The organism is Actinoalloteichus sp. GBA129-24 (genome assembly GCF_001941645.1).
In the GTDB taxonomy this organism is placed as follows: domain Bacteria; phylum Actinomycetota; class Actinomycetes; order Mycobacteriales; family Pseudonocardiaceae; genus Actinoalloteichus_A; species Actinoalloteichus_A fjordicus.
The window spans coordinates 780,440-801,966 of sequence record NZ_CP016077.1; the positions used below are offsets into that span (position 1 = coordinate 780,440).

General features: G+C 70.0%; 17 protein-coding genes, 1 tRNA gene and 1 pseudogene. 9 read left to right on the top strand and 10 right to left on the bottom strand.

Translation table 11 applies throughout. The annotated features are described in order from the left end of the window. Positions 1-116 precede the first annotated feature (116 nt). Positions 117-245 (bottom strand): hypothetical protein, encoded by a 129-nt coding sequence (locus tag UA75_RS34870; RefSeq protein WP_257787497.1) that lies wholly within the window; start codon positions 243-245, stop codon positions 117-119. 474 nt (positions 246-719) lie between these two features. Between UA75_RS34870 and UA75_RS03700 the strand changes: the two genes are divergently transcribed. Beyond that, entirely contained in the window at positions 720-932 is a 213-nt protein-coding gene (locus UA75_RS03700) for a hypothetical protein (RefSeq protein ID WP_075738903.1), read from the top strand. A 21-nt stretch (positions 933-953) separates the two neighbouring features. On the opposite strand, the gene pth is transcribed toward UA75_RS03700, so the two are convergent. From pth to UA75_RS03720, 3 genes and pseudogenes are all read right to left on the bottom strand, one after another. After that, a complete protein-coding gene (pth, locus tag UA75_RS03705; protein ID WP_075743361.1) occupies positions 954-1,532 on the bottom strand; it encodes an aminoacyl-tRNA hydrolase in 579 nt (192 codons plus the stop codon). A 39-nt stretch (positions 1,533-1,571) separates the two neighbouring features. After that, positions 1,572-1,817: pseudogene (locus UA75_RS35020) on the bottom strand (DivIVA domain-containing protein); the annotation flags it as partial. 131 nt (positions 1,818-1,948) lie between these two features. Further along, a complete protein-coding gene (locus UA75_RS03720) occupies positions 1,949-2,569 on the bottom strand; it encodes a 50S ribosomal protein L25/general stress protein Ctc (protein ID WP_075738905.1) in 621 nt (206 codons plus the stop codon). Between the two features lie 621 nt (positions 2,570-3,190). Here UA75_RS03720 and UA75_RS03725 point away from each other — a divergent pair. Beyond that, on the top strand, positions 3,191-4,486 hold the full coding sequence (locus UA75_RS03725) for an Nramp family divalent metal transporter (protein ID WP_075738907.1): 1,296 nt from the start codon (positions 3,191-3,193) through the stop codon (positions 4,484-4,486). A 76-nt stretch (positions 4,487-4,562) separates the two neighbouring features. On the opposite strand, the gene UA75_RS03730 is transcribed toward UA75_RS03725, so the two are convergent. The 4 genes from UA75_RS03730 to UA75_RS03745 all read right to left on the bottom strand — a co-directional run bounded on the left by UA75_RS03730 (position 4,563) and on the right by UA75_RS03745 (position 9,216). Beyond that, positions 4,563-5,543 carry a ribose-phosphate diphosphokinase gene (locus UA75_RS03730; protein ID WP_075738909.1) on the bottom strand — a complete coding sequence of 327 codons (981 nt, stop codon included), beginning with the start codon at positions 5,541-5,543 and terminating at the stop codon, positions 4,563-4,565. Continuing rightward, positions 5,540-7,063, bottom strand: a complete 1,524-nt coding sequence (glmU, locus tag UA75_RS03735; RefSeq protein ID WP_075738911.1) for a bifunctional UDP-N-acetylglucosamine diphosphorylase/glucosamine-1-phosphate N-acetyltransferase GlmU — start codon at positions 7,061-7,063, stop codon at positions 5,540-5,542. Before glmU ends, UA75_RS03730 begins: the two co-directional genes overlap by 4 nt. A 268-nt stretch (positions 7,064-7,331) precedes the next feature. Further along, positions 7,332-9,071, bottom strand: a complete 1,740-nt coding sequence (locus UA75_RS03740; RefSeq protein WP_075738913.1) for a GGDEF domain-containing protein — start codon at positions 9,069-9,071, stop codon at positions 7,332-7,334. Positions 9,072-9,145: 74 nt separating this feature from the next. Then, a tRNA-Gln gene (locus tag UA75_RS03745) sits at positions 9,146-9,216 on the bottom strand. A gap of 490 nt (positions 9,217-9,706) precedes the next feature. Here UA75_RS03745 and UA75_RS03750 point away from each other — a divergent pair. The 3 genes from UA75_RS03750 to UA75_RS03760 all read left to right on the top strand — a co-directional run bounded on the left by UA75_RS03750 (position 9,707) and on the right by UA75_RS03760 (position 12,092). Further along, positions 9,707-10,660, top strand: coding sequence for an acyl-CoA desaturase (locus UA75_RS03750; protein ID WP_075738915.1), 954 nt, complete (start codon positions 9,707-9,709; stop codon positions 10,658-10,660). 146 nt (positions 10,661-10,806) lie between these two features. Then, positions 10,807-11,406, top strand: a complete 600-nt coding sequence (locus tag UA75_RS03755) for a TetR/AcrR family transcriptional regulator (RefSeq protein WP_075738917.1) — start codon at positions 10,807-10,809, stop codon at positions 11,404-11,406. An 83-nt stretch (positions 11,407-11,489) separates the two neighbouring features. Beyond that, positions 11,490-12,092: a Uma2 family endonuclease gene (locus tag UA75_RS03760; RefSeq protein ID WP_075738919.1), complete on the top strand. Its 603-nt coding sequence runs from the start codon at positions 11,490-11,492 to the stop codon at positions 12,090-12,092. A gap of 31 nt (positions 12,093-12,123) precedes the next feature. Here UA75_RS03760 and UA75_RS03765 read toward each other — a convergent pair whose 3' ends face one another. Further along, the gene (locus tag UA75_RS03765) at positions 12,124-12,690 is read right to left on the bottom strand and encodes a DUF4291 domain-containing protein (RefSeq protein WP_075738921.1); all 567 of its coding nucleotides are present in this window, start codon (positions 12,688-12,690) and stop codon (positions 12,124-12,126) included. 452 nt (positions 12,691-13,142) lie between these two features. Here UA75_RS03765 and UA75_RS03770 point away from each other — a divergent pair, with 452 nt between their 5' ends. The 4 genes from UA75_RS03770 to UA75_RS03785 all read left to right on the top strand — a co-directional run bounded on the left by UA75_RS03770 (position 13,143) and on the right by UA75_RS03785 (position 19,965). Continuing rightward, positions 13,143-14,093, top strand: coding sequence for a potassium channel family protein (locus UA75_RS03770; protein ID WP_075738923.1), 951 nt, complete (start codon positions 13,143-13,145; stop codon positions 14,091-14,093). A 177-nt stretch (positions 14,094-14,270) separates the two neighbouring features. After that, positions 14,271-17,957 (top strand): transcription-repair coupling factor, encoded by a 3,687-nt coding sequence (gene mfd / locus UA75_RS03775; RefSeq protein WP_232251154.1) that lies wholly within the window; start codon positions 14,271-14,273, stop codon positions 17,955-17,957. 12 nt (positions 17,958-17,969) lie between these two features. Then, positions 17,970-18,917: a SurA N-terminal domain-containing protein gene (locus UA75_RS03780; protein ID WP_075738925.1), complete on the top strand. Its 948-nt coding sequence runs from the start codon at positions 17,970-17,972 to the stop codon at positions 18,915-18,917. 25 nt (positions 18,918-18,942) lie between these two features. Continuing rightward, on the top strand, positions 18,943-19,965 hold the full coding sequence (locus UA75_RS03785; protein ID WP_075738927.1) for a MazG family protein: 1,023 nt from the start codon (positions 18,943-18,945) through the stop codon (positions 19,963-19,965). Between the two features lie 68 nt (positions 19,966-20,033). Here UA75_RS03785 and UA75_RS03790 read toward each other — a convergent pair whose 3' ends face one another. After that, entirely contained in the window at positions 20,034-21,503 is a 1,470-nt protein-coding gene (locus UA75_RS03790; protein ID WP_075738929.1) for a GntP family permease, read from the bottom strand. Positions 21,504-21,527 lie beyond the last annotated feature (24 nt).

Sequence of the window (21,527 nt, forward strand, 5' to 3'; positions counted from 1 at the left end):
ACGCCCCTCGTATCTCCCCGCTGTGCACTGGCCAGGGCGCAGGGTGGCTGCGGCCGTGGGATTCTCCGATTCGTAATTTCAGGGCGACCGATAGCGCCTTCGCTGCCGACGGTGTCTCAGGCGGTGCCGTCTCGGCAGTCTCGCCATCTCGATGAGGTGGCGAAGCTGATCAGGCCGTCGGCGTCACCGACTCGCAGGTGCAGCGCGGCCTCGCCGATGACGGTGTGCCGATCACTGCAAGTCATCCGCATCGCTCGCGCAATCCGGAAGCTCACGAACCCGGAGTGATCGGTGCACGTGTCGATACCCGGTGGCCTGGCCCGCGTGGCGGCCGGCATTCTGGGCTGCCTACTGCCGGGCGATCGCGGGGCATGGGCTCGGGGCCGGTGGACTCGACCGGGCCTGTCGACCTGAGCAGCGCCGATCGAGACCGGTCTGAGCGCACCGGACCGGCTGGGCTTCAGACCGATACCGAGAATGTCGATCCGGCTGAGCGTTACCAGGAGTGGATCGCCGAGCTGCGGGGACGCGGTGTGCACGTCGGCCCGGCCACGGTGGTCCGAATGAGCAGACTGCGGAACGGGCGATTGGTCTGGCTGGAGAAGGGCGGCTCGCGTGGGAGGGCTCGGGCATATTCATGACCCAGCTAGAATCAGGGATTTCCGTTCCGTTGGAATCCGTGAAGAACAGATCGTCGACCTGTTGTTTGCTCTTCTTGAATGCGGGAGCTGCGGGCCTGGGATCAGGAGTATCAAGATGCCTTCGACCGGGCGGACTTCTCGACCGCCGGGTTCGCTTCCCGTGAGGCGGAGAATGTCTGGATCGAGAAGAGTCGGCGGTTGGCTGAGCGGCTCAAGGCCGAATCTCCGGTCGTCTCTCGTGTCTACTATCGAGCGAACGGTGTGATACCCAAGGGAGACTGTGTGTTCTGACCCGCCACCCCGCCCCACCGCTCAGCGCGTATGAAACCGGTTCTGCGCCGCTTCGAGTCCCTCGGTCATCAGGGCCTCGACCGCGTCGGCGGAGTGGTCCACGAAGAAGGGCAGTTCCTTGCGCTCCACCGTGGAGAAGTCGCGCAGCACGAACGCCGCCGGGTCCATCCGGCCGGGCGGCCTGCCGATGCCGCAGCGCACGCGCAGGTAGTCCTTGGTGCCGAGTGAGGAGGTGATCGAGCGCAGGCCGTTGTGGCCGTTGTCGCCGCCGCCGAGCTTCATCCGCACCGTGCCGAACGGCAGGTCCAACTCGTCGTGCACCACGATCACCGAGGCGGGCGGGATCTTGAAGAACCGGACCGCGCCCGCGACGGCGCCGCCGGAGAGGTTCATGTAGGACTTCGGCTTGGCCAGCGCCGCCCGGCGGCCCGCGAGCCTGCCCTCCACGAGTTCGGCCGAGCTCTTGTGGCTCTTGAACTTCCCGCCGACCCTGGTGGCCAGCTCGTCGAGCACCATGAATCCGATGTTGTGGCGGTTGCCCGCATACGAGGGTCCGGGGTTGCCCAACCCGACGACGAGGGCGAGCTGCTGTTGATCCACTGACTTCTTCTCTCCGGCTCGGGCCGCGAGGGTCTGCTGCACACGGTCCAGGAACGCGTCGACATCGTCTTCGTGATAGCCGCGGGTGCCCCAGGGCGACCGCGAGAACGTGACGGTCTCGACCTCGGCAGAGGTGAGGCTCTCCCGCCCCTCCTGCGGCCGACCTTCCAGCGTGCGGGCGACCTGCTCGAGGAAGGCGTCCACCTCGCCGACGTGATAGCCGCGCCGGAGCAGGTCTGCTCGCGCGAAGGTGACTTCGCGGACCTGCGCTGCGGTCAGTTCCATGCCGGTCCCCTCGACGGGACGAGGGCGGCACACTCGCGCTGGAGTGTGCCGCCCTCGTCGACGCGAACTTCCTCGGGTGGCTCGCCCACCGGTCGACGCCGCGCGTTACGCATGCGCCGCGTCGGCTCGGATCAGCTCTCCGATGCCTCGCCGTTCTCCTCGGCGCCCTCGGCTGCCTCGGGAGCCTCGGCGTCCATCTGCGCTGCGGTCGGGGCCGCGTTGACGGACACGATCAGCGTCTCCGGGTCCGTGACCAGCTCGACACCGGCGGGCAGCGCGACCTGGGACGCGAGCACGTGCGTGCCCTCGGTGGCGCCTTCGACGGAGACCTCGAACTGCTCCGGGATGTTCAGGGCGTCGGCGGCGACCTCGATCACGGTCACGTCCTGGTTGACCAGGGTGCCGGGGCCTGCGTCACCGTTGACGATGACGGGGACCTCGATGCTGACCTTCTCGCCGCGCTGGACGAGCAGCAGGTCGACGTGCTCGATGTAGTTCTTCAGCGGGTGGACCGTGACGGTCTTGGTCAGCGCCAGCTCGGGCGTGCCGCCTGCGAAGTCCAGCGAGAGCACCGCGTTACGGCCGTGCTCGCGGACCACCCTGGCGAACTCCAGCGCGGGCAGCGACAGGTGCTTGGGGTCGGAGCCGTGACCGTAGAGGACGGCCGGGATCTTTCCCGCGCGACGGGTGCGGCGGGCGGCACCCTTGCCGAACTCGGTGCGCGTTTCAGCGGCAAGACGTACCTGGGACACGGGATTGCACTCCTTGCGACATCGGGTGACGTGAGACGGTGGGCGGCTGCGGCGGTGAGGCGCGCGAAACGAGACACAATGCGGCCGAATCAACCGCCGCGTCAATCACGCCAGGTGAAGAACCCGGCCTCGCCGAGGCAACCTGAATAGTGTAGGCCGACCGTTCACGGCCCGGTACTCGGGGTGCCGACGGTCGCGCCGGGGGCGCGAACGCATCACGGCGCGGAGCGGCCTGCTCACACCTTAGTGGGTACGAACGTGGCGCCGCCGAGATCGAGAGAACGACGGATCGGCGGCTCTGACATCGGACCCGGTGCCGTCGGGCTCCGCGAGACCGGCCCGGGGAGGCAGGCCAGGGGAGAGCGGATCGCGGCGGAGCGGTGCGCCGCCCCGAGATGAGGAGACGCCGCAGGTCACGACCCCTACGGTGCGAGCCCCGCCCCCGCGGGCCCCCGGTACGCCCCCGAGGCGCACTCGGTGCCGACGCCGCCTGCCTGCCGCCCGTGGCGGTGGCGTCGACGACCACACCGGGAGGGCCGCCCGCCAGGGGCGCAGTGGGCCGTGTCAGCACGCTCGGTGATCATTGTGGACTCACCGTGTGCCGACGGTTAATTTCTCCCTATGTCAGCAGACGTCGAACCACTAGAGGCCGTCCCGCCACAGGGTTGGCGGGCGCGACTGCGCCAGGTCGGGCCCGGCATCATGGCCGCGGCGACCGGCGTGGGGGCCGGGGACCTCGTCGCGACCCTGGTCGCGGGGGCGAGGTTCGGATACGTCCTCTTCTGGGCGGTCATCGTCGGCACGATCTTCAAGATCGCGCTCGCCGAGGCGACCGGGAGATGGCATGTGACGTCCGGGCGCACGATCCTCTCCGGATGGCGTCAGCTCGGCCGCTGGGCACTGGGGTACTTCGGCATCTACGCCGCCATCTGGGGCTTCGTGTACGGGGCTACGGCGATGTCGGCCTCGGCCCTGCCGCTCAACGCGTTGTTCCCGGTACTCGACGTGCGGTACTGGGGAATGATCTGCGGCGCCCTCGGCCTGGCGATCGTGTGGTTCGGCCGCTATGCGCTGCTCGAGCGGATCATGACGATCTTCGTCGGCATCATGTTCGTCACCGTGGTCGGCACCGCGATCCTGGTGGTGCCGAACATGACCGCGCTGGCAGGCGGACTGCTGCCCCGGCTCCCTGAAGACTCCCTGATCTACGTGCTCGGCCTGATCGGCGGCGTCGGCGGCACGATCACGATGGCCTCGTACGGCTACTGGACGATGGCCAAGGGCTGGCGGACGCCGAAGTGGCTCGGCATGATGCGCTTCGACAACACCGTCGGCTACATCACCACCGGCGTCTTCGTGGCCTCGATGCTCATCGTCGGTGCCGAGCTGCTGGCAGGCATGGACCTCCGGTCGGGAGACGGCGGGCTGCTGACGCTGGCCGACGTCCTCGCCGACGACTACGGCCAGTGGGCGCGCATCCCGTTCCTGGTCGGCTTCTTCGCCGTGGCCTTCAGCTCCGTGATCGGCGTCTGGAACGGCGTCAGCCTGCTGGTCAGCGACTGGTGGCGGGTCTGGCGTCTCGGGAAGCACGAGAGCGAGAAGGTCGACGACGAGCGGCACTACGACCAGTACGCGGGCGCCCGCACCCCGATCTACAAGGGCTACCTGCTCTGGCTGACCTTCCCGCCGATGACGTTGTTGTTCCTGGACCAGCCGTTCCAGCTCGTCATCGTCTACGGCGTCCTCGGGGCGTTGTTCATGCCCTTCCTCGCCGGGACGCTACTGGTGCTGCTCAACTCGAAGTCCCTCGATGCCAGGTATCGCTCGCGCTGGCTGTCGAACACGCTGCTCGGACTGTGCGTGCTGTTGTTCGCGGTGATCTCGGTCAACCAGATCATCGGCGCCTTCTCGGGCTGACGGCTGCCGGATCGAAAGACGGGCGGGGCGGTCCTGAAGAGGACCGCCCCGCCCGCTTTCGTGTCGCGCCGTTCCGTCAGGCGTTGCCGCCGAACAGACTGGTCACCGAGTCGTCCTCGAAGACGGCCTGGATCGCCCGCGCCAGCAGCGGGGCGATGGAGAGCACGGTCATGGTCGGGAACCGCTTCTCGTCGGGGATCGGCAGCGTGTTGGTGAACACGACCTCGCGGGCTCCGCAGCCTGCGAGCCGCTCGGTCGCGGGCGACGAGAGCACGCCGTGCGTCGCGGCGATCACCACGCCGGAGGCGCCCGCCTCCAGCAGCGCGTCCACCGCCTTCACGATCGTCCCACCGGTGTCGATCATGTCGTCGATGACGACGCAGAGCCTGCCCTTGACCTCGCCGACGATCCGGTTGGCCACCGCCTGGTTGGGCTTGAACGGGTCCCGGGTCTTGTGGATGAAGGCGATCGGCCTGCCGCCGAGCTGGTCCGCCCACTTCTCCGCGAGACGAACCCGTCCGGCGTCCGGCGAGACCACGGTGATCTCCTCGTCCGCGTAGGTCGTCGCGACGTGCTCCGCCAACAGGTTCTGCGCCAGGAGGTGGTCCACCGGTCCGTCGAAGAACCCCTGGATCTGCGCGGTGTGCAGATCCATCGTCATGATCCGGTCCGCGCCCGCGGTCTTGAACAGGTCCGCGATCAGCCGCGCCGAGATCGGCTCACGTCCCCGGTGCTTCTTGTCCTGCCGCGCATAGGGGTAGAACGGCATGATCACGGTGATGCGCTTGGCGCTCGCCCGCTTCAGGGCGTCCACCATGATCAGCTGCTCCATCACCCACTGGTTGATGGGCGCGGTGTGGCTCTGGAGCACGAAGGCGTCGGAACCCCGCACCGACTCCTCGAAGCGCACGAAGATCTCGCCGCTCGCGAAGTCGTATGCCGACTGCGGGGTCACCGAGACGTTGAGGTACTTGGCGACCTCGTCGGCCAGCTCCGGGTACGCCCGCCCGCTGAACAGCATGAGGTTCTTCTTCGGCGTTCCTGGTTTCGGGCTCATGTTCGCTCCCCGGTCTCGTCCTGCGCGGAATCACGGCTGGTCTCCGGGGCCCTCGCCCGTGCTGCGGCGTCGGCGGCGGGGGTGCCCGGCCTGCGCCGGGTCACCCAGTCCTCGATGTTGCGTTGCGGGCTGCCGGAGACGGCGAGCGCACCGGGCGGCACGTCCCGCCGCAGCACCGTTCCCGCGCCCGTGTAAGCACCGTCGCCGACGGTGATGGGCGCGACGAACATGTTGTCCGAGCCGGTGCGGACGTGGGAGCCCACCACGCTGCGGTGCTTGGCGATGCCGTCGTAGTTGACGAACACGCTGGCCGCGCCGATGTTGCTGTGCTCGCCGATGGTGGCGTCGCCCACGTAGCTCAGGTGCGGGACCTTGCTGCCCGCGCCGATGTCGGAGTTCTTCACCTCGACGAAGGTGCCGATCTTGCCGCCCGCGCCGAGCCGGGCGCCGGGTCGCAGGTAGGCGAACGGGCCGACCGAGGCGTTCTCGGCGATCTGGGCCTGCGTGCCGTGGGTCCGCACGACCGAGGCGCCCGCCCCGATCACCGTGTCGGTGAGGTCGGTGTCCGGGCCGACGGTCGCGCCCTCGCCGACCGAGGTGGTGCCGCGCAGCCGGACGCCGGGCTCCAACAGCACGTCCCTGGCCAGCTCGACGTCGATGTCCAGCCATACCGAGGCCGGGTCGACGACGGTGACGCCTGCGCGCATCCAGCCCTCCACCAGCCTGCGGTTCAGCTCGGCTCCCAGCCGGGCCAGCTGCACGCGGTCGTTCACCCCCTCGACCAGCCAGCGATCCACACAGGTCGACGCGCCCACCCGGCCGCCGTCCCCGCGCGCGATGGCGAGCACGTCGGTCAGGTACAGCTCGCCCTGGACGTTGTCGGTCCGCAGCCTGCCGAGTCCGTCGCGCAGCACTGCCGCGTCGAAGGCGTAGACGCCCGAGTTGACCTCGGTGATCTCGCGCTGGCTTTCGGTCGCGTCCTTGTGCTCCACGATGCCGGTCACCGCGCCGTCGGCGTCCCGGAGAACTCGGCCGTAACCGGTCGGGTCCGGCAGCTCGGCGGTGAGCACCGTCACCGCGTTGCCCGCCGCCGAGTGCTCGGCGAGCAGGGCGGCGAGGGTGTCGGTGTCCAGCAGTGGCACGTCGCCGTAGCTCACGAGGACGGTTCCGGTGAGCCCCGCAGGCAGCTCCGCGAGCGCGCAGCTCACGGCGTGGCCGGTGCCCTTCTGCTCGTCTTGCACGGCGGTGGTGAGCGGTCTGCCGATGCGGTGACCGACCGCGTCGAGATGGTCGGTCACCTGCTCTCTGCCGTGTCCGACGACCACGACGAGGTGGTCGGGGTCGAGGCCGGATGCCGCGTGTACCGCGTGCTCCACCAAGGCACGTCCGGCGATTCGATGCAGCACCTTCGGCGTCGCGGATCTCATGCGGGTGCCTTCACCCGCCGCGAGGATGACGGTGCTGATCGGGCCGGTGGACTCGCCGGAGGAGGCTCGGGGGGCTGGGCCGCCCTGGAGCATCAGTGCTTCCCTTCCGCGCTGAATAGGTCACCGTGGGTAGGTTCCGGCCGCCCGGGTTCCTGGAGTCTCGTCGTCGTTCCCCGCAGATCCCGTTGACGGGCAGCGGCGAGGGCGCGACCGGACTCCCTGAATCGGCGACGGCCGGACCAGGCACAGAGGCAGGCTCGTGCTCGGCACGGATGCTGCCGATCCTAAGGGCTGTTCCGGAGTGCTCCCGGCTGCCCCGACGCGAAGGAGGGGATTCGGCGAGCGTGGTCGGCGTCGCTGGTCAGGAGGGCGTGTCGGGTTCCACGACGTCCTCGAACCCGAGCGAGACCGTCGGACGCTGGGCGAATACCCGACTGCCGCCCCCGCGCTTCGCCTGATACATCGCGGCGTCCGCACGGGTGAGGGCGTGCCCGCTGCCCTCTTGATGTGTGACGGCCACGACTCCGACCGACAGCGTGACGCCCCGCGACAGGTCCTGCGGCAGTTCGCGCACGGCCTCCACCGCCCGCCCCAGCGCCGCCTCGGCATCGCCGAGCGTCGTGGCGGGCATGAGGACGACGAACTCGTCGCCGCCGTAGCGCGCGACGACGTCGCCCGCTCGGAGGGTGTCGCGCAGCGTGCTGGCAACGACGCGCAGAACGTCGTCGCCCTCGGCGTGCGAACAGCGATCGTTGACACCCTTGAAGCCGTCGAGATCGCAGAGTGCCACCGACAGCGGATGCGCGTCGGAATCGACGATGAGCAGGTCCATCCGCTCGTCGAGCGCGCGCCGATTGGCCAGGCCGGTGAGCGGGTCCTGGAGCGCCTGCCGGGTGATGTCCCCGTGCTGCCTGCGAAGCCGTTCGTGATCCCGGCGGGAGATCAGCGTGGCCATCCGCACCTCGCGCAGCATCCACAGCTCGCTCTCCAGCGCCGCGTTGTACTGGCTCAGCGCGGTGGTCGCCGCCGGTCCGTCGTCCGGGCCGCAGAGCCGGGCGAACTCCCTGATCAGCGAGAGCTGCAACGGCGGCTCCGACGGGTCGCCGACCATCTCGCGGCGGGCGTGCCGGAGCACCTCCAGCGCCTCGTCGTGGTCGCCGTCGTGTTCGAGGCAGCGGGACAGCGCCAGCGAGGTGATCAGCAGCTCGCGCGGGTAACGCGACCGTTGGAGGAGCTTGTCGAGTCGGGGGACGTGTTCGCCGCCGGGCTTGGCCAGGGCGTGCGCGGAGCCGACCACGGGCACCTGGTCGGCGGCGAGCTGATCGCGATGACTCCTGGGATGCAGCGAGTCTCGCCACGGGGTCTCCACCGAGACCGCGATGGCCGAGGCGAGGGCGAACCGCCCGGCCGCGTCGTCCATCCGATCGGCCCGCTCCAGCCGGAGGCCCCAGCCCACCAGCATCCTGGTCCGATTGATCAGATGCACCGAGATCTGATGCGGTCCGCCGCTGCTGCGGATGAACTCGTCGGCCCGCGTCATCTCCTCGTCGGCCATCTCGTAGACCCCGAGTTGGGTGAGCACCAGGGCGATGTCCTGTAGCGCCAGCGACACCTGCCGTTCCCACGCGCGTCGGCCCATCAGCGGATCGGGGGAGAGCTTGCCGTTGAGCATCGCCAGGGCCTTGGCGGTCTCGTCGAGGGTGACCTCGTGGTTGTTCACCAGTATCATCCGGCGGGCCAGCAGCGCGCGGCCGTCGGCCTCCATCACCGTCAGCCCGTGGCGCCGGGAGTGGGAGATCAGCTCGTCGAGCAGTGGGTCCGCCAGTTCGACGTGTCCCTTGGTGACCAGGCGGATGACGGCCGAGGCTCTGAGGAGCTGGGCGACCAGGCTCGGCTCGCCCCGTCGACGTCCTTCGTCGAGAAGCTCGTTGATCTCGTCGGCCGTGGAGAACTGCTGCTGCTGATCGTTGACCTGCGAGGCGACGATCAGCTCATGGGCACGCGCGATCAGCCAGGCATCGGATCGCTCGCTGGGCTCAGGCGAGACATCTCGCTGTCCGACCGACTCCCTGTGCAGTGCTCTACACCCCCTGGCGGCCATCCCCTGCCGAGTACTTCGACGGTGCCGAGTGCTCCCTTGGGCGTCTGATGCAGGTCGGGCACCGACCTGCGACGCTCCGCCGCCAGGATTCGAACCTGGACTATCGGAACCAAAATCCGAGGTGCTGCCGTTACACCACGGCGGACCGCACGACGGGGCGTCGTGCACGGCGTCACGACATGAAGTCGCGCCCGTACATGGTGACATGACCGGGGTCCGCCGGTCATGGCGGCTGCCCGAACGTCTCCTCTTTCCTGGCCGGTCTCGTCGGGTTCTCGGCGAGACCGGCGAATCGGAGCCGAAGCGACGACGGGTCCGGCGCCCACGGCCGGACGGGTTCGTCGGCTCGTCCTCGTCGGGTCGTCGGCGTGACGTCATCGGGTCTGGAGACCTGCCGTCGCCGTCCGCGTCGTTGGTCGAAAACGCGGCCGTGACGGCCCGAACCGCCTCGCCGAGTCGGGACCCGATTACGAAGCTGATTCAGGTCTGTTCGGACGGCCGACCAGCGGGTAATCCGATCTGGCCGCCGGGACTGGCCAAGGTGTCCGCCGTAACCTACGCTGGCGTAGGTTACGGTTCCGTAGCCGTAACTTCGGTGCACTTCGACCGCTTCGCCGATGTGATGAGGGACGCCCATGACGAGTACGCTCGATGCCCCTAGGACCGAACGAGGCCGATCACCGAAGCCGGTGATCTCCGGGCGACGACGCGATTCCGCGCAGTTCGGCATCTACGTCTTCGTGATCCTTCCTTTCCTCGCCTTGTTCGCCGCGGTCCCCTTCGCCTGGGGCTGGGGGCTGAGCTGGGTGGACGTCGGCCTCGGCGCCGCGTTCTTCGTCATCTCGGGCCTGGGGATCACCGCGGGCTTCCACCGGTACTTCACGCACGGCTCGTTCAAGGCGAATCGGCCGCTGCGCATCGGCCTCGCCATCGCGGGCAGCATGGCGCTGCAGGGCCCGGTGATCACCTGGGTCGCCGATCACCGCAGGCACCACGCGTTCTCCGACAAGGAGGGCGACCCGCACTCGCCGTGGATGTTCGGCACGTCCCCGGTGGCCCTGGCCAAGGGGTTCTGGCACGCCCACATGGGCTGGCTGTTCGAGCGTGACCTGACCAACACGCAGCGGTTCACCCCCGACCTGCTGGCCGATCCCGACATCGCCAGGGTGCAGCGTCAGTTCGGCCTGTGGACCGTGGTGAGCCTCCTGCTCCCCGGCGTGCTCGGCGGTCTGATCACCTGGTCCTTCTGGGGCGCGTTCACCGCCTTCTTCTGGGCGGGACTCGTCCGGGTCGGACTGCTGCACCACGTGACCTGGTCGGTGAACTCGATCTGTCACATGGTCGGCGAGCGCCCGTTCCAGGCCAGGGACAAGTCGGCGAACTTCTGGCCGCTGGCGATCCTGTCCTTCGGCGAGTCGTGGCACAACCTGCACCACGCCGACCCGACCTGCGCGCGCCACGGCGTCCAGCGCGGTCAGATCGACATCACCGCCCGGCTCATCTGGATCTTCGAGAAGTTCGGCTGGGCGACGAAGGTGCGCTGGCCCACCACCCAGCGGCTCGCCAGGATCTCGGCGAACGAGGAATGATCGAGTCGGTCCGCAGGCCAGATGCTCTGACCTCCCACGAGGCTGCCGGGCCACCCCTTAGGCTGAACCAGATGTCGGGGCGACGAGCGCGGGTGCAGACCGGGTCGGAAGCGGTGGCGAGACCGCCGCGCCCCGCCAGAGTGCGGATGACGGGCAAGGAACGACGGCGGCAGCTCCTCGACGTGGGCCGGGAGCTGTTCGCGGAGAAGGGCTTCGAGGCGGCCTCCATCGAGGAGATCGCTCATCGGGCAGGCGTCAGCAAGCCGGTCGTCTATGAGCACTTCGGCGGCAAGGAGGGCATCTACGCGGTCGTGGTGGACCGCGAGATGGAGCAGCTCCTCGACCGCATCGTCTCGGCACTCTCGGCAGGCCATCCCAAGGAACTGCTCGAACAGGCGGCCGGGGCGCTGCTCGACTACATCCAGGACTCCAGCGACGGATTCCGCATCCTGGTGCGTGACTCGCCGGTCGCCAGCGCGACCGGCACTTTCTCCAGCCTGCTCAACGACATCGCCAGCCAGGTCGAGGACATCTTCGGCGAGCAGTTCGGCGCCAGGGGCTATGACACCGCCCTGGCCGCGCTCTACAGCCAGGCGCTCGTCGGCATGGTGGCGCTGACCGGCCAGTGGTGGCTGGAGGTGCGGACGCCGCCGAAGGACGAGGTCGCCGCGCACCTGGTGAACCTGGCGTGGAACGGCCTCTCGCGCCTCGAGCTGCACCCGGGCCTGTGCATTCGTGAGGATTGAGCCCGGCGGCAGGCTTGTCGCCTGCGGGGACCGTGGGACACTGGACCTAGACCGACGGACGCCTGCGTGAGGAGGTGACTACCGTGAGTAGTGCTCTTTCGCATCATGATGATCCGTACTCTCTTGGTGACTGGGAGGGCCTGGAGCACGATCCAGAGGGCCCGAGGATCGAGCTGATCGGCGGCAGGCTGCACGTGACCCCCGCTCCGGCGCTCAGTCATCAGGCGTTCAGCGACGAGATCAGACGACTCGTCGACGATGCGCTCTGGGAGCACGACCGGCCCGACCTCATGGTGATCAGCGCCATCGGCGTCCGGCTCGCGCCCGGCATGGGATTCATCCCGGACCTCGCTGTCATCCGTGCACCGCAGGACGGCGCGACGAAGGTCGTGGCCTCGGACGTCTCCCTCGTCGTGGAGATCGTCTCGCCGCGCACCCGCAGGCAGGACCGGATGTCCAAGCCCGCCGCCTACGCGGAGGCGGGGGTGCCCTACTACTGGCGCGTCGAGCCGACGGTGGGCGAGCCGCCGACCGTCGTCTGCGGGGAGTTGGTCGACGGCGGGTACGTGACTCGCGTGATCATCGACGCCGACAACCCGGCGATCGTGACCTCGGCACCGGTGCCGGTTCCCGTGGACGTCGACCGCCTCTATTCCAGGGTCTTCCGCCGCAGTTCAGGGGTGTGAGCCCGGCACACTCGGCCTGCGATCCGCCGCCCTAGACGTCCCAGTCCGCGCAGTACGGACGTTCCTCGGGCAGTAGCGCCTCGGCTGCCGCGTGATCGCCCGCCCCGACCAGCCGGTGGATCTCCCTGGCCGTGGGGGTCACGTCCCTGAGCGAGACGATCCACTCGTCGACATACCGGGGAACCGCCGCCCCGATCAGACCGATCTGCACGGCTCGCCGATCCAGTCGCGCCAGGTGGAGATCGCGATCGGGGTCCCACTGGACTCGCACCGGACTCGCCGCGAGCCTGGCCCGCCAGGCCGCGCGATCGGCGTCGACGCCCGCGCGAAACGAACTCGGGCAGGAGTTGCGCAGTGCCCACTCGAAGCCGGACCGCCGCAGAGTGATCGCGAGGACGACCTCCTGGTCGGGCTTCGTCGCCCAGCCGCTCCGGTACATCATCCACAGGAACGACGGCTTGATCCAGGTCATCCGGCTCCGAGAGAACGGAGCGACGAAGGTGCCCGCCGCCAGCGCGGGCCGGGCGACTCGGGGCGAATACGCCTGGTAGACGACGATGGTCTCGTCGTCGTAGGCGGCGCGAATCCGGTGTTCCACGGGTCTGATGATCTATCGTCGCGCGGCGTCGGTCAGCTGATTTTCTTCCGGCCTCGCCCCGAGGCACGCCTGGTCGGTACGGGCCCGGGCGAGCGGGCGAGGGCGGTCCGTGAGAACGGACGGATACCGGGGCGGGGGAGAGGGCCCGGCCGATCCCGCCTGCCGATGTGCCGACCTTCGGATCTGAGACCCCGGCTTTGATCCCCGCTGTCCTGTTGAGCGGGGGATCATCTGCGGGCGTCGTCGTCGATCACCATGACTCCGTTCCTGACTCCCTCCGGTCGCCGTGCAGCTCATCCACGCTGCTCCGCGCTCACGACGGAGCCGCGCTCGCGACGAAGCGGGACCGAGGACAGACTCCGCACAGCGGCCGCAGCGCCGTCGCCACCCGGCAGCGCCGGACTGATCCGGTCGTGTTGCCGGGCAGCTGACGGGCCGGATACTCGGCCGGTATGAGCAGGTTGCAGCGGTATGAGCGGGTCTCCGCGCCGGTGCTGACCGTGCTGGCCCTGCTGTTCCTCGCCGTCTTCGCCGTCCAGGTCGTGTGGCTGGGCGCGCCTCGGTGGTCGCAGGTCGCCCTCGGCGTCGCGAACCTGCTGATCTGGCTGGTGTTCCTCGCCGACCTGATCGTGCGCTGCACCCTGTCCGAGCATCCCCTCCGCTTCCTGCTCACCCATCCGGTTGATGTTCTGGTCGTCGTGCTGCCGGTGCTCCGCCCGCTTCGGGTCCTGCGGGTGTTCGCGGCGGGCCAGCTGCTGCTGAGCCGTAAGGCCGGGGTGCTGCGAGCCGGTCAGGCCGTGGTCTTCGCGGTGGTCGTGCTCGTGGTCGTCGGCTCCCTGGCCGTCCTCGAGGCCGAGCGCTTCGTGCCCGGCTCGAACATCCACACCGTCGCCGACGCGCTGTGGTGGGCGATCACCACGGTCACCACCGTGGGCTACGGCGACGTCTACCCGGTGTCCGACGTCGGTCAGCTCGTCGCCGCGGCGCTCATGCTGGTGGGCATCTCCCTGCTCGGCGTGGTCACGGCGGGCATGTCCTCCTGGTTCATCTCCTCCTCCCGCGAAGGGGCACAGCGGTCGAGCGACGTCGTCATCGCGGCTCGGCTGTCCGGGCTGGAGAACGACCTCGGCAGACTGCTCGCCGCACAGGGCCTCGACCCGGCTCCTCGGCGGGGTGACGGCACGGCGCAGGCGGCTTCGTCGTCGACCGCTTCGGCCGCCGCCGCGCCGGAACCGACCCGCCGGGCAGACCTCACACAGGCGACGGACCGCTCCGCGCCGACCGCAGGCGCCGCTGCCGACTCCGCACCCGCTTCCTCGGCGGGGCCCGGCGACTCCCGGCCCGCCGACGCGCCGCCCCCGGACCCGCCCGCCGACTCCCCGCCCGCCGCCGGGCCGGTGTGACCTCGCACTCTCCGCTCGATGGGCCGCCCACACGGCGGCGCGGACACGGCAGGCGCAGGCGGTAATCCGCTGCCCCGTGCGGCCCGCCACCCGTACCCTGGACGGCGAGACCCCTCCCCGGCCTTGTCCAGGGCAGGGGTGTGTCGTGTTTGTCATCGCCTGAGGAGATCTCCCGTCGTGTCCGCTCCGCTCGCCGGGCTGCTCACCGCCCTCCTGGGCAGCAAGCCCTTCCAGAACCTCGTCGACGCGGCGGGCTCGGCCACCGTCGAACTCGGCGGTCCGCCCGCCCTGCGCACCCTGGTCGCCTCGGCGCTGGCCGCGGAGCAGGGCGCCGATCGCCCGGTGCTGCTGGTCACCGCGACCGGCCGCGAGGCCGAGGAGAGCGCCGCCGTGCTCGGCGACCTGATCGGACGCGACGTGGTCGCGGAGCTGCCCTCCTGGGAGACGCTGCCGCACGAACGCCTCTCGCCCCGCGCCGACACGGTGGGCCGCCGACTCGCGGTGCTGCGCAGACTGGCCCACCCGGAGCAGGACTCGCCGGACACCGGCCCGCTGCGGGTCGTCGTCACGACCGTCCGGAGCCTGATCCAGCCGCTGGCCCCCGGCCTCGGCGAGGTCGCGCCGGTTCATCTGCGCGTCGGTGAGGAACACGACTTCGCGAGCCAGGTCGAACGACTCGCGAACCTGGCCTACAGCCGGGTCGACATGGTGGAGAAGCGCGGCGAGTTCGCCGTGCGCGGCGGCATCCTGGACGTCTTCCCGCCCACCTGCGAGCACCCGCTGCGGGTGGAGTTCTGGGGCGACGAGGTCTCCGAGATCCGCGCCTTCGCGGTCGCCGACCAGCGCTCGCTGCCCGAACCGGTCGCGGAGCTGCTCGCCCCGCCCTGCCGAGAGCTGTTGATCACCGCTTCGGTTCGGGCCCGTGCCGAAGCTCTCGCGGCGGACCACCGGTCCGACGCCCAGCTCTCCGAGATGCTGGACAAGATCGCGGCGGGCATTCCCGTCGAGGGCATGGAGGCCCTGATCCCGGCGCTCTGCGAGGGCGAACTCGCGTTGCTGCCCGACCTGCTGCCTCGCTCGGCCCACGTCCTGCTGGCCGATCCCGAGAAGATCCGAGGCCGGGCCGCCGACCTGGTCCGCACCGGTCAGGAGTTCCTGGAGGCCTCTTGGATGGCGGCGGCGGGCGGCGGCGGTGCCCCCATCGACCTGGGCGCCTCCGCCTATCGGGACCTCGACGAGATCGAGCAGCACACCACCGCCTCCGGCCGCCCCTGGTGGACGCTGAGCCAGCTTCACCTCGACGCCGAGGACGGCGACGCGGGCGCCGAGATCGACCTGGTCGGCGGCGTGCGCGCCCTCCAGCTCGACATCCGCCCCGTCGAGGCCTATCGCGGCGAGGTCGAGCGCGCGTTCGCCGATCTGCGTGCCCACACGGCGGCGGGCGGGGCGGCCGTGCTGGTCTTTCCCGGCGCGGGAACGGCCTCGCGCGCCGCCGAGCAGCTCCGGGACGCTGACATCCCCGTCCGGCTGATCACCGACGGACTGCCCGAGGCGCCCGCGACCGGGCTCGTCACCATCGTGCGCGGCACCATGGAGGACGGGTTCATCGCGGCGGACCCGCTGCTGGTGGTGCTTACCGAGGCCGACCTGACCGGCGGGCGGGGCGGCACCTCCACCCGCGACATGCGGCGGATGCCGTCTCGGCGGCGCAACGCCGTCGACCCGCTGGGCCTCAGCGCTGGCGACTACGTCGTCCACGACAAGCACGGCATCGGCCGCTACGTGGAGATGTCGCAGCGCACCGTGGCGGGCGCGACCCGCGAGTACCTGGTTCTGGAATACGCCTCCAGCAAGCGGGGCCAGCCCGGCGACCGGCTGTTCGTGCCGACGGACCAGCTCGACGAGGTCTCCCGCTACGTGGGCGGGGAGCTGCCGACGCTGAACCGGCTCGGCGGCTCCGACTGGGCCAAGACCAAGACGCGGGCGCGTAAGGCCGTCAAGGAGATCGCCGCCGAGCTGGTCCAGCTCTACGCCGCCCGACAGTCCGCCCCCGGCCACGCCTTCGGGCCCGACACGCCCTGGCAGCGCGAGCTGGAGGACGCGTTCCCCTACACGGAGACCATCGATCAGCTCGCCGCGATCGACGAGGTCAAGGGGGACATGCGTCGGCCGGTGCCGATGGACCGGGTCATCTGCGGCGACGTCGGCTACGGCAAGACCGAGATCGCGGTGCGGGCCGCGTTCAAGGCGGTGCAGGACGGCAAGCAGGTCGTCGTCCTGGTACCTACGACGCTGCTCGCCCAGCAGCACCTCAACACCTTCAGCGAGCGGATGCGCTCGTTCCCCGTGGTGGTGAAGGGGATGTCGCGGTTCACCGACAAGATGGAATCCGACGAGGTGATCAACGGCCTCGCGGCGGGCGACGTGGACGTGGTGATCGGTACGCATCGGCTGTTGCAGACCGGCATCCGCTACAAGGACCTCGGCCTGGTGATCGTCGACGAGGAGCAGCGGTTCGGGGTCGAGCACAAGGAGCACATCAAGGCCCTGCGGACGCACGTCGACGTGCTGACCATGTCGGCGACGCCGATCCCCCGCACGCTCGAGATGAGCCTCGCGGGCATCCGGGAGATGTCGACCATCCTCACGCCGCCGGAGGAACGGCATCCGGTGTTGACCTATGTCGGCCAGTACGACGAGAAGCAGACGGGCGCGGCGATCCGCCGGGAGCTGCTGCGCGACGGCCAGGTGTTCTACGTGCACAACCGGGTCTCCTCGATCGAGAAGGCCGCGAAGCGGCTTCGGGAGCTGGTACCGGAAGCGAAGATCGTCATCGCCCACGGCCAGATGAACGAGGACCGGCTGGAGAAGGTCATCCAGGGTTTCTGGGAGCGGGAGTTCGACGTGCTGGTGTGCACGACGATCGTCGAGACCGGCCTGGACATCTCGAATGCCAACACGTTGATCGTCGAGCGCGGCGACATGCTCGGCCTGGCGCAGCTGCACCAGCTCCGGGGCCGGGTCGGCCGGGCACGGGAACGCGGATACGCCTACTTCCTGTACCCGCCGGAGAAGCCGCTGACCGAGACCGCGCACGATCGGCTGGCGACCATCGCACAGAACTCGGAGCTGGGCTCCGGCATGGCGGTGGCGATGAAGGACCTGGAGATCCGGGGCGCGGGCAACATCCTCGGCGCCGAACAGTCCGGGCACATCGCAGGCGTCGGCTTCGACCTCTATGTCCGGCTCGTCGGCGAGGCCGTCGCGGCGTTCCGCAAGCAGGCCGGGTCCGACGCGGGCGGCGACGCGGTGGAGGAGCCCGCCGAGGTGCGCATCGACCTGCCGGTCACGGCGCACATTCCGCACGACTACGTGGCGGGGGAGCGGCTGCGGCTGGAGGCGTATCGCAAGATCGCCTCGGCGGCGGGCGACTCGCCGCTGGACTCCCGCGAGCGGGTCTCCGCCGACGCCGAGGCGTTGACGGCGGTGCGGGCCGAACTGGTCGACCGCTACGGGCCGCCGCCGGTGGAGGTCGATCGACTGCTCGCGGTCTCGGCGTTCCGGCAGCTCTGCCGCCGGTACGGCGTCACCGAGGTGACCTTGCAGGGCAACGCGGTCCGCTTCGCCCCGATGGAGTTGCGGGACTCGCAGATCGTGCGGCTGGAGCGGCTGTACCCGAAGGCGACCTACAAGCCTGCGCTGCGGCTGGTCTCGCTGCCGCGCCCCACCGAGGGCGGTGCGGGCGGTCGGATCGGGGCGCCGCCGCTGCGTGACGAGGCGCTGCTGTCCTGGGCGGAGGGTTTCCTCTCGGCGATGGCCGGGGTTCCGGCGCCGGCTGCCGCATCTGCGGGCAACCGTTCGTGAGAGGGTGTTCTCGTGAGGACTCTTCCGGGACGCCCCGTTCGGTTGATCGTTGCGCTCTCCGCAGTGACGGGCCTGCTGCTGACGGGTTGTTCGACCCAGCCGAGCAGGACCGGTGCGGCAGCGATCGTCGGTGATCACGCGGTGATCTCGCTGGACGACGTGCAGACCCGGCTCGACGCGATCTACGAGCGCGAGCCGGACCTGCGCTCGCAGCTGATCGAGCAGGGCCAGATCGACGACGTGTCGCGCAGCATCGTCACCCTCTCGGTGCGGCATCGCCTGATCAGCGAGTTCGCCGAGCAGGAGGGCATCTCGGTCGACGAGCGCGAGGTCGACGCGATGATCGAGCAGAGCGGCGGTGCGCAGGCTGCGGTGATGGGCACGCCCTTCACCGAGGAGAGTCTTCGTTCCGACGTCACCGATCAGCTGTTGCTGAGCCAGGTGGGCGACGAGTACCTGGGACGGGTGCGGGTCGTCTTCGACTTCGTGCAGGCCACCAGCCGCGAGCAGGCGGTCGAGCTCGCCGAGCAGCTCGCGGCCGAGCCCGACCGGGTCGCCGAGATCATCGAGGAGAGCAGCGCGGCCGGGCTGCCCGGCGGCATGCAGCAGCCGCTCACGCCCGCCGAGAGCCCGGCGCTGGCCGCGACGGCCCTGTTCGGCACCGCCGAGGGCAATGTGGTCGCCTTCGAGACCCAGCCGCAGAGCGGTCAGTGGATGGTCGCGGTCATCCACGAGCGCGAGATCCTGGAGAACGCCGACCCGGCGGCAGCAGGCCAGGTCGACCCCTCGATGAGTGCGCAGTTCGGTCTCCGGATGCTGGGTGCGGCCTCGCAGGACGCGCAGATCGAGGTCAACCCCCGTTACGGCGTGTGGGACCCGACGACGGTGCAGGTGGCGCCGTCCGAGGGCGAGGCAGGCGGACTGATCTTCCCGGTGGCCGGGTCCGCCCCGCGCGACTGACCGGCAGGCTCTCGGCGACGACCGCATGACGACGACCTCGACGAACCCGCCGCCCGGGTCACCGTCCCTCGCGCCCGGCACCGCCGTGGTGGTCCGCACGCCACGGCTCGGCGCCGTGCTGCCCGCCGCCGCCCTGACGCTGCTCCGGGGTGCCGCCGAGGTGTACGCCGATCCCGGCCTGCCGTCGGAGGTCCGGCGGCAGCTGGACGCCGCGGTGCCGCCTCCCGTCGCCGAGCTGGTGGAGCGGGCGCGGCGGGCGGCGATCGTGCTGATCACCGACGTCGTCGAGTCCGAGCACGCCGAGGCGCTGTCCGAGGCGGGTGCCCCGGTCGTCGTCGGCGTCGAGCCGTCCGGCGCTCGACTCCTGGACGCGGTCGAGGTGATGGACCGGCTCCGGTCGCCCGGCGGCTGTCCGTGGGACGCCGAGCAGACGCACCTGTCGCTGCGCCAATACCTGGTCGAAGAGGCCTATGAGCTGCTGGAGGCTCTGGAGGACGAGGACCGGCCTGCCCTGCGGGAAGAACTCGGCGACGTCCTGCTCCAAGTGTTGTTCCACGCGCGGATCGCCGCCGAGGACACCCACGAGCCCTTCGACGTGGACGCGGTGGCGGCGGAGCTGGTCACCAAGCTCGTCGGCAGGCATCCCCACGTCTTCGCCGAGTCCGATGACGAGGTGGTCGACGCGGCGAGCCAGCAGGGCCGCTGGGAGGAGCTGAAGCAGGTCGAGAAGCAGCGCACGTCCAGTATCGACGGCGTCGCGCTCGGCCAGCCCGCCGTCGCCCTGGCGGCGAAGCTCGCCCAGCGCACCGGGCGGGCGAGACTGCCCGCCGATCTGCTGCCTGCCGGTGACGCCGTCGGCGAGCGACTGTTCCGCGCCGCCGCTCTCGCCCGGCGCGAGGGCGGCGATCCCGAGGATGCGCTGCGGGCCGCCGCCCGCGCATTCGCCGGGCGCGTGCGTGCGGCGGAGGACGCGGCCAGGGCCGCCGGACTGGACCCGGCCGCGCTGAGCGAGGCGGACTGGCGAGAACACTGGCCGGGAGAGGCCTGACCCGATCGCCGAGGCGGCTCGGCTCCTCCCCGCCGCGTTCGCGCTGCCGGACCTTGGCGCTGACCCGCTCAGGACACGAACTGGCTGAGAATCAGGACGACCGCCAGTCCGGTGAGGCCGACGGCCGTCTTCATCACCGTCCACGACCTCAGCGTGTCGGCGACTGACATGCCGAAGTACCGGTTCGCCATCCAGAACCCCGAGTCGTTCACATGCGAGAACGCCGTGCCGCCACAGGCGATGGCGATGCAGGTCAGCGCCAGCATGGGACCGCCGAGGTCCATGCTCTCGGCCAGTGGTGCGGTCAGGGTCGCCCCGGTGATCATCGCGACGGTGCCGGAGCCCTGGGAGATCCGGATCAATGCCGAGGTCAGGAAGCCGAACAGCACGATCGGGATGTTCCACTCCTGCATCGCGTCCGCCAGCACCTCGCCCAGCCCCGACTCGACGAGGAAGCCGCCGAACACGCCGCCCGCCCCGGTGATGAGGATGATCACGCCTGCGGGCGCGAGGGCCCTGGTCGCCATCTTCTGCAGCTCGTCGCCGGACGAGCCGCGCCGCACGCCGAAGAAGTAGAGCGTGTAGAGGCAGGTCAACAGCAGTGCGATGACCGGGTGCCCGATGAAGGCCAGTGCGGTGTGCGGGGCACTGCCCTCCTGCAGCAGCAGGCTTCCCGTGGTGCCGCCCAGGATCAGGACCAGCGGCAGCAGCAGCGCGCCCACCACGGAGAGGAAGCTCGGGAGTTCTCGGACGGGCTCCTCAGCGGGTGACGGCGAGCCGGGCGAAGTCGGGCCTGCGGACTGCCCGGAGCCCGAGGTCGAGTCGGCGTCCGGAGTCGCGGCGGCGGGCGCGCCATCGGAGGACCTCCCGCCCGCCACCACCGGGCTGGGCGCCGCGATGTCCTCGGGCACCGGGACGAAGATCCGCTTCGAGATGAAGCGGCCGAAGATCGGTCCGGCGACGAGCATCGCGGGCAGTCCGCAGATCACGCCGAAGAGGATCACCAGACCGAGATCGGCGTTCATGATCCCGGCGGTGGCGATGGGGCCCGGCGTGGGCGGGATGAAGGTGTGCGTGACGCTCAGACCGGCACACAGCGGAATCCCGTAGAAGAGCAGGGACCGGCCGGTCCGGCGCGCGATGCTGTAGAGCATCGGCACCAGGATGACGATCGCGACGTCGATGAACACCGCGATCGACACCAGGAACCCCGCGAAGCCCAGCCCCCAGGCGACGTTGCGGTCGGAGAACCGGTCGATGAGGGTCGTCGCGAGGCGCTCGGCGGCGCCCGCCCGTTGCAGCACCTCGCCGAAGATCGCGCCGAGCCCGATGACGAGTGCGACCTGACCGAGGGCGCCGCCCATCTGATCGACCATGAGATCGACGAGTGCGACGGGCTGCATGCCGGTCGACAGGCCGAAGCCGATGCTTGCGATCAGCAGCGCGACGAACGGCTGGAACTTGAACTTGATGACGAGTAAGAGAAGCAGGCCTATCGCGAGACCGGCGGCGGTCAACATCCAAGCAGTGCTCTGCATGACATCCTCGTTGATGTGTCGTTT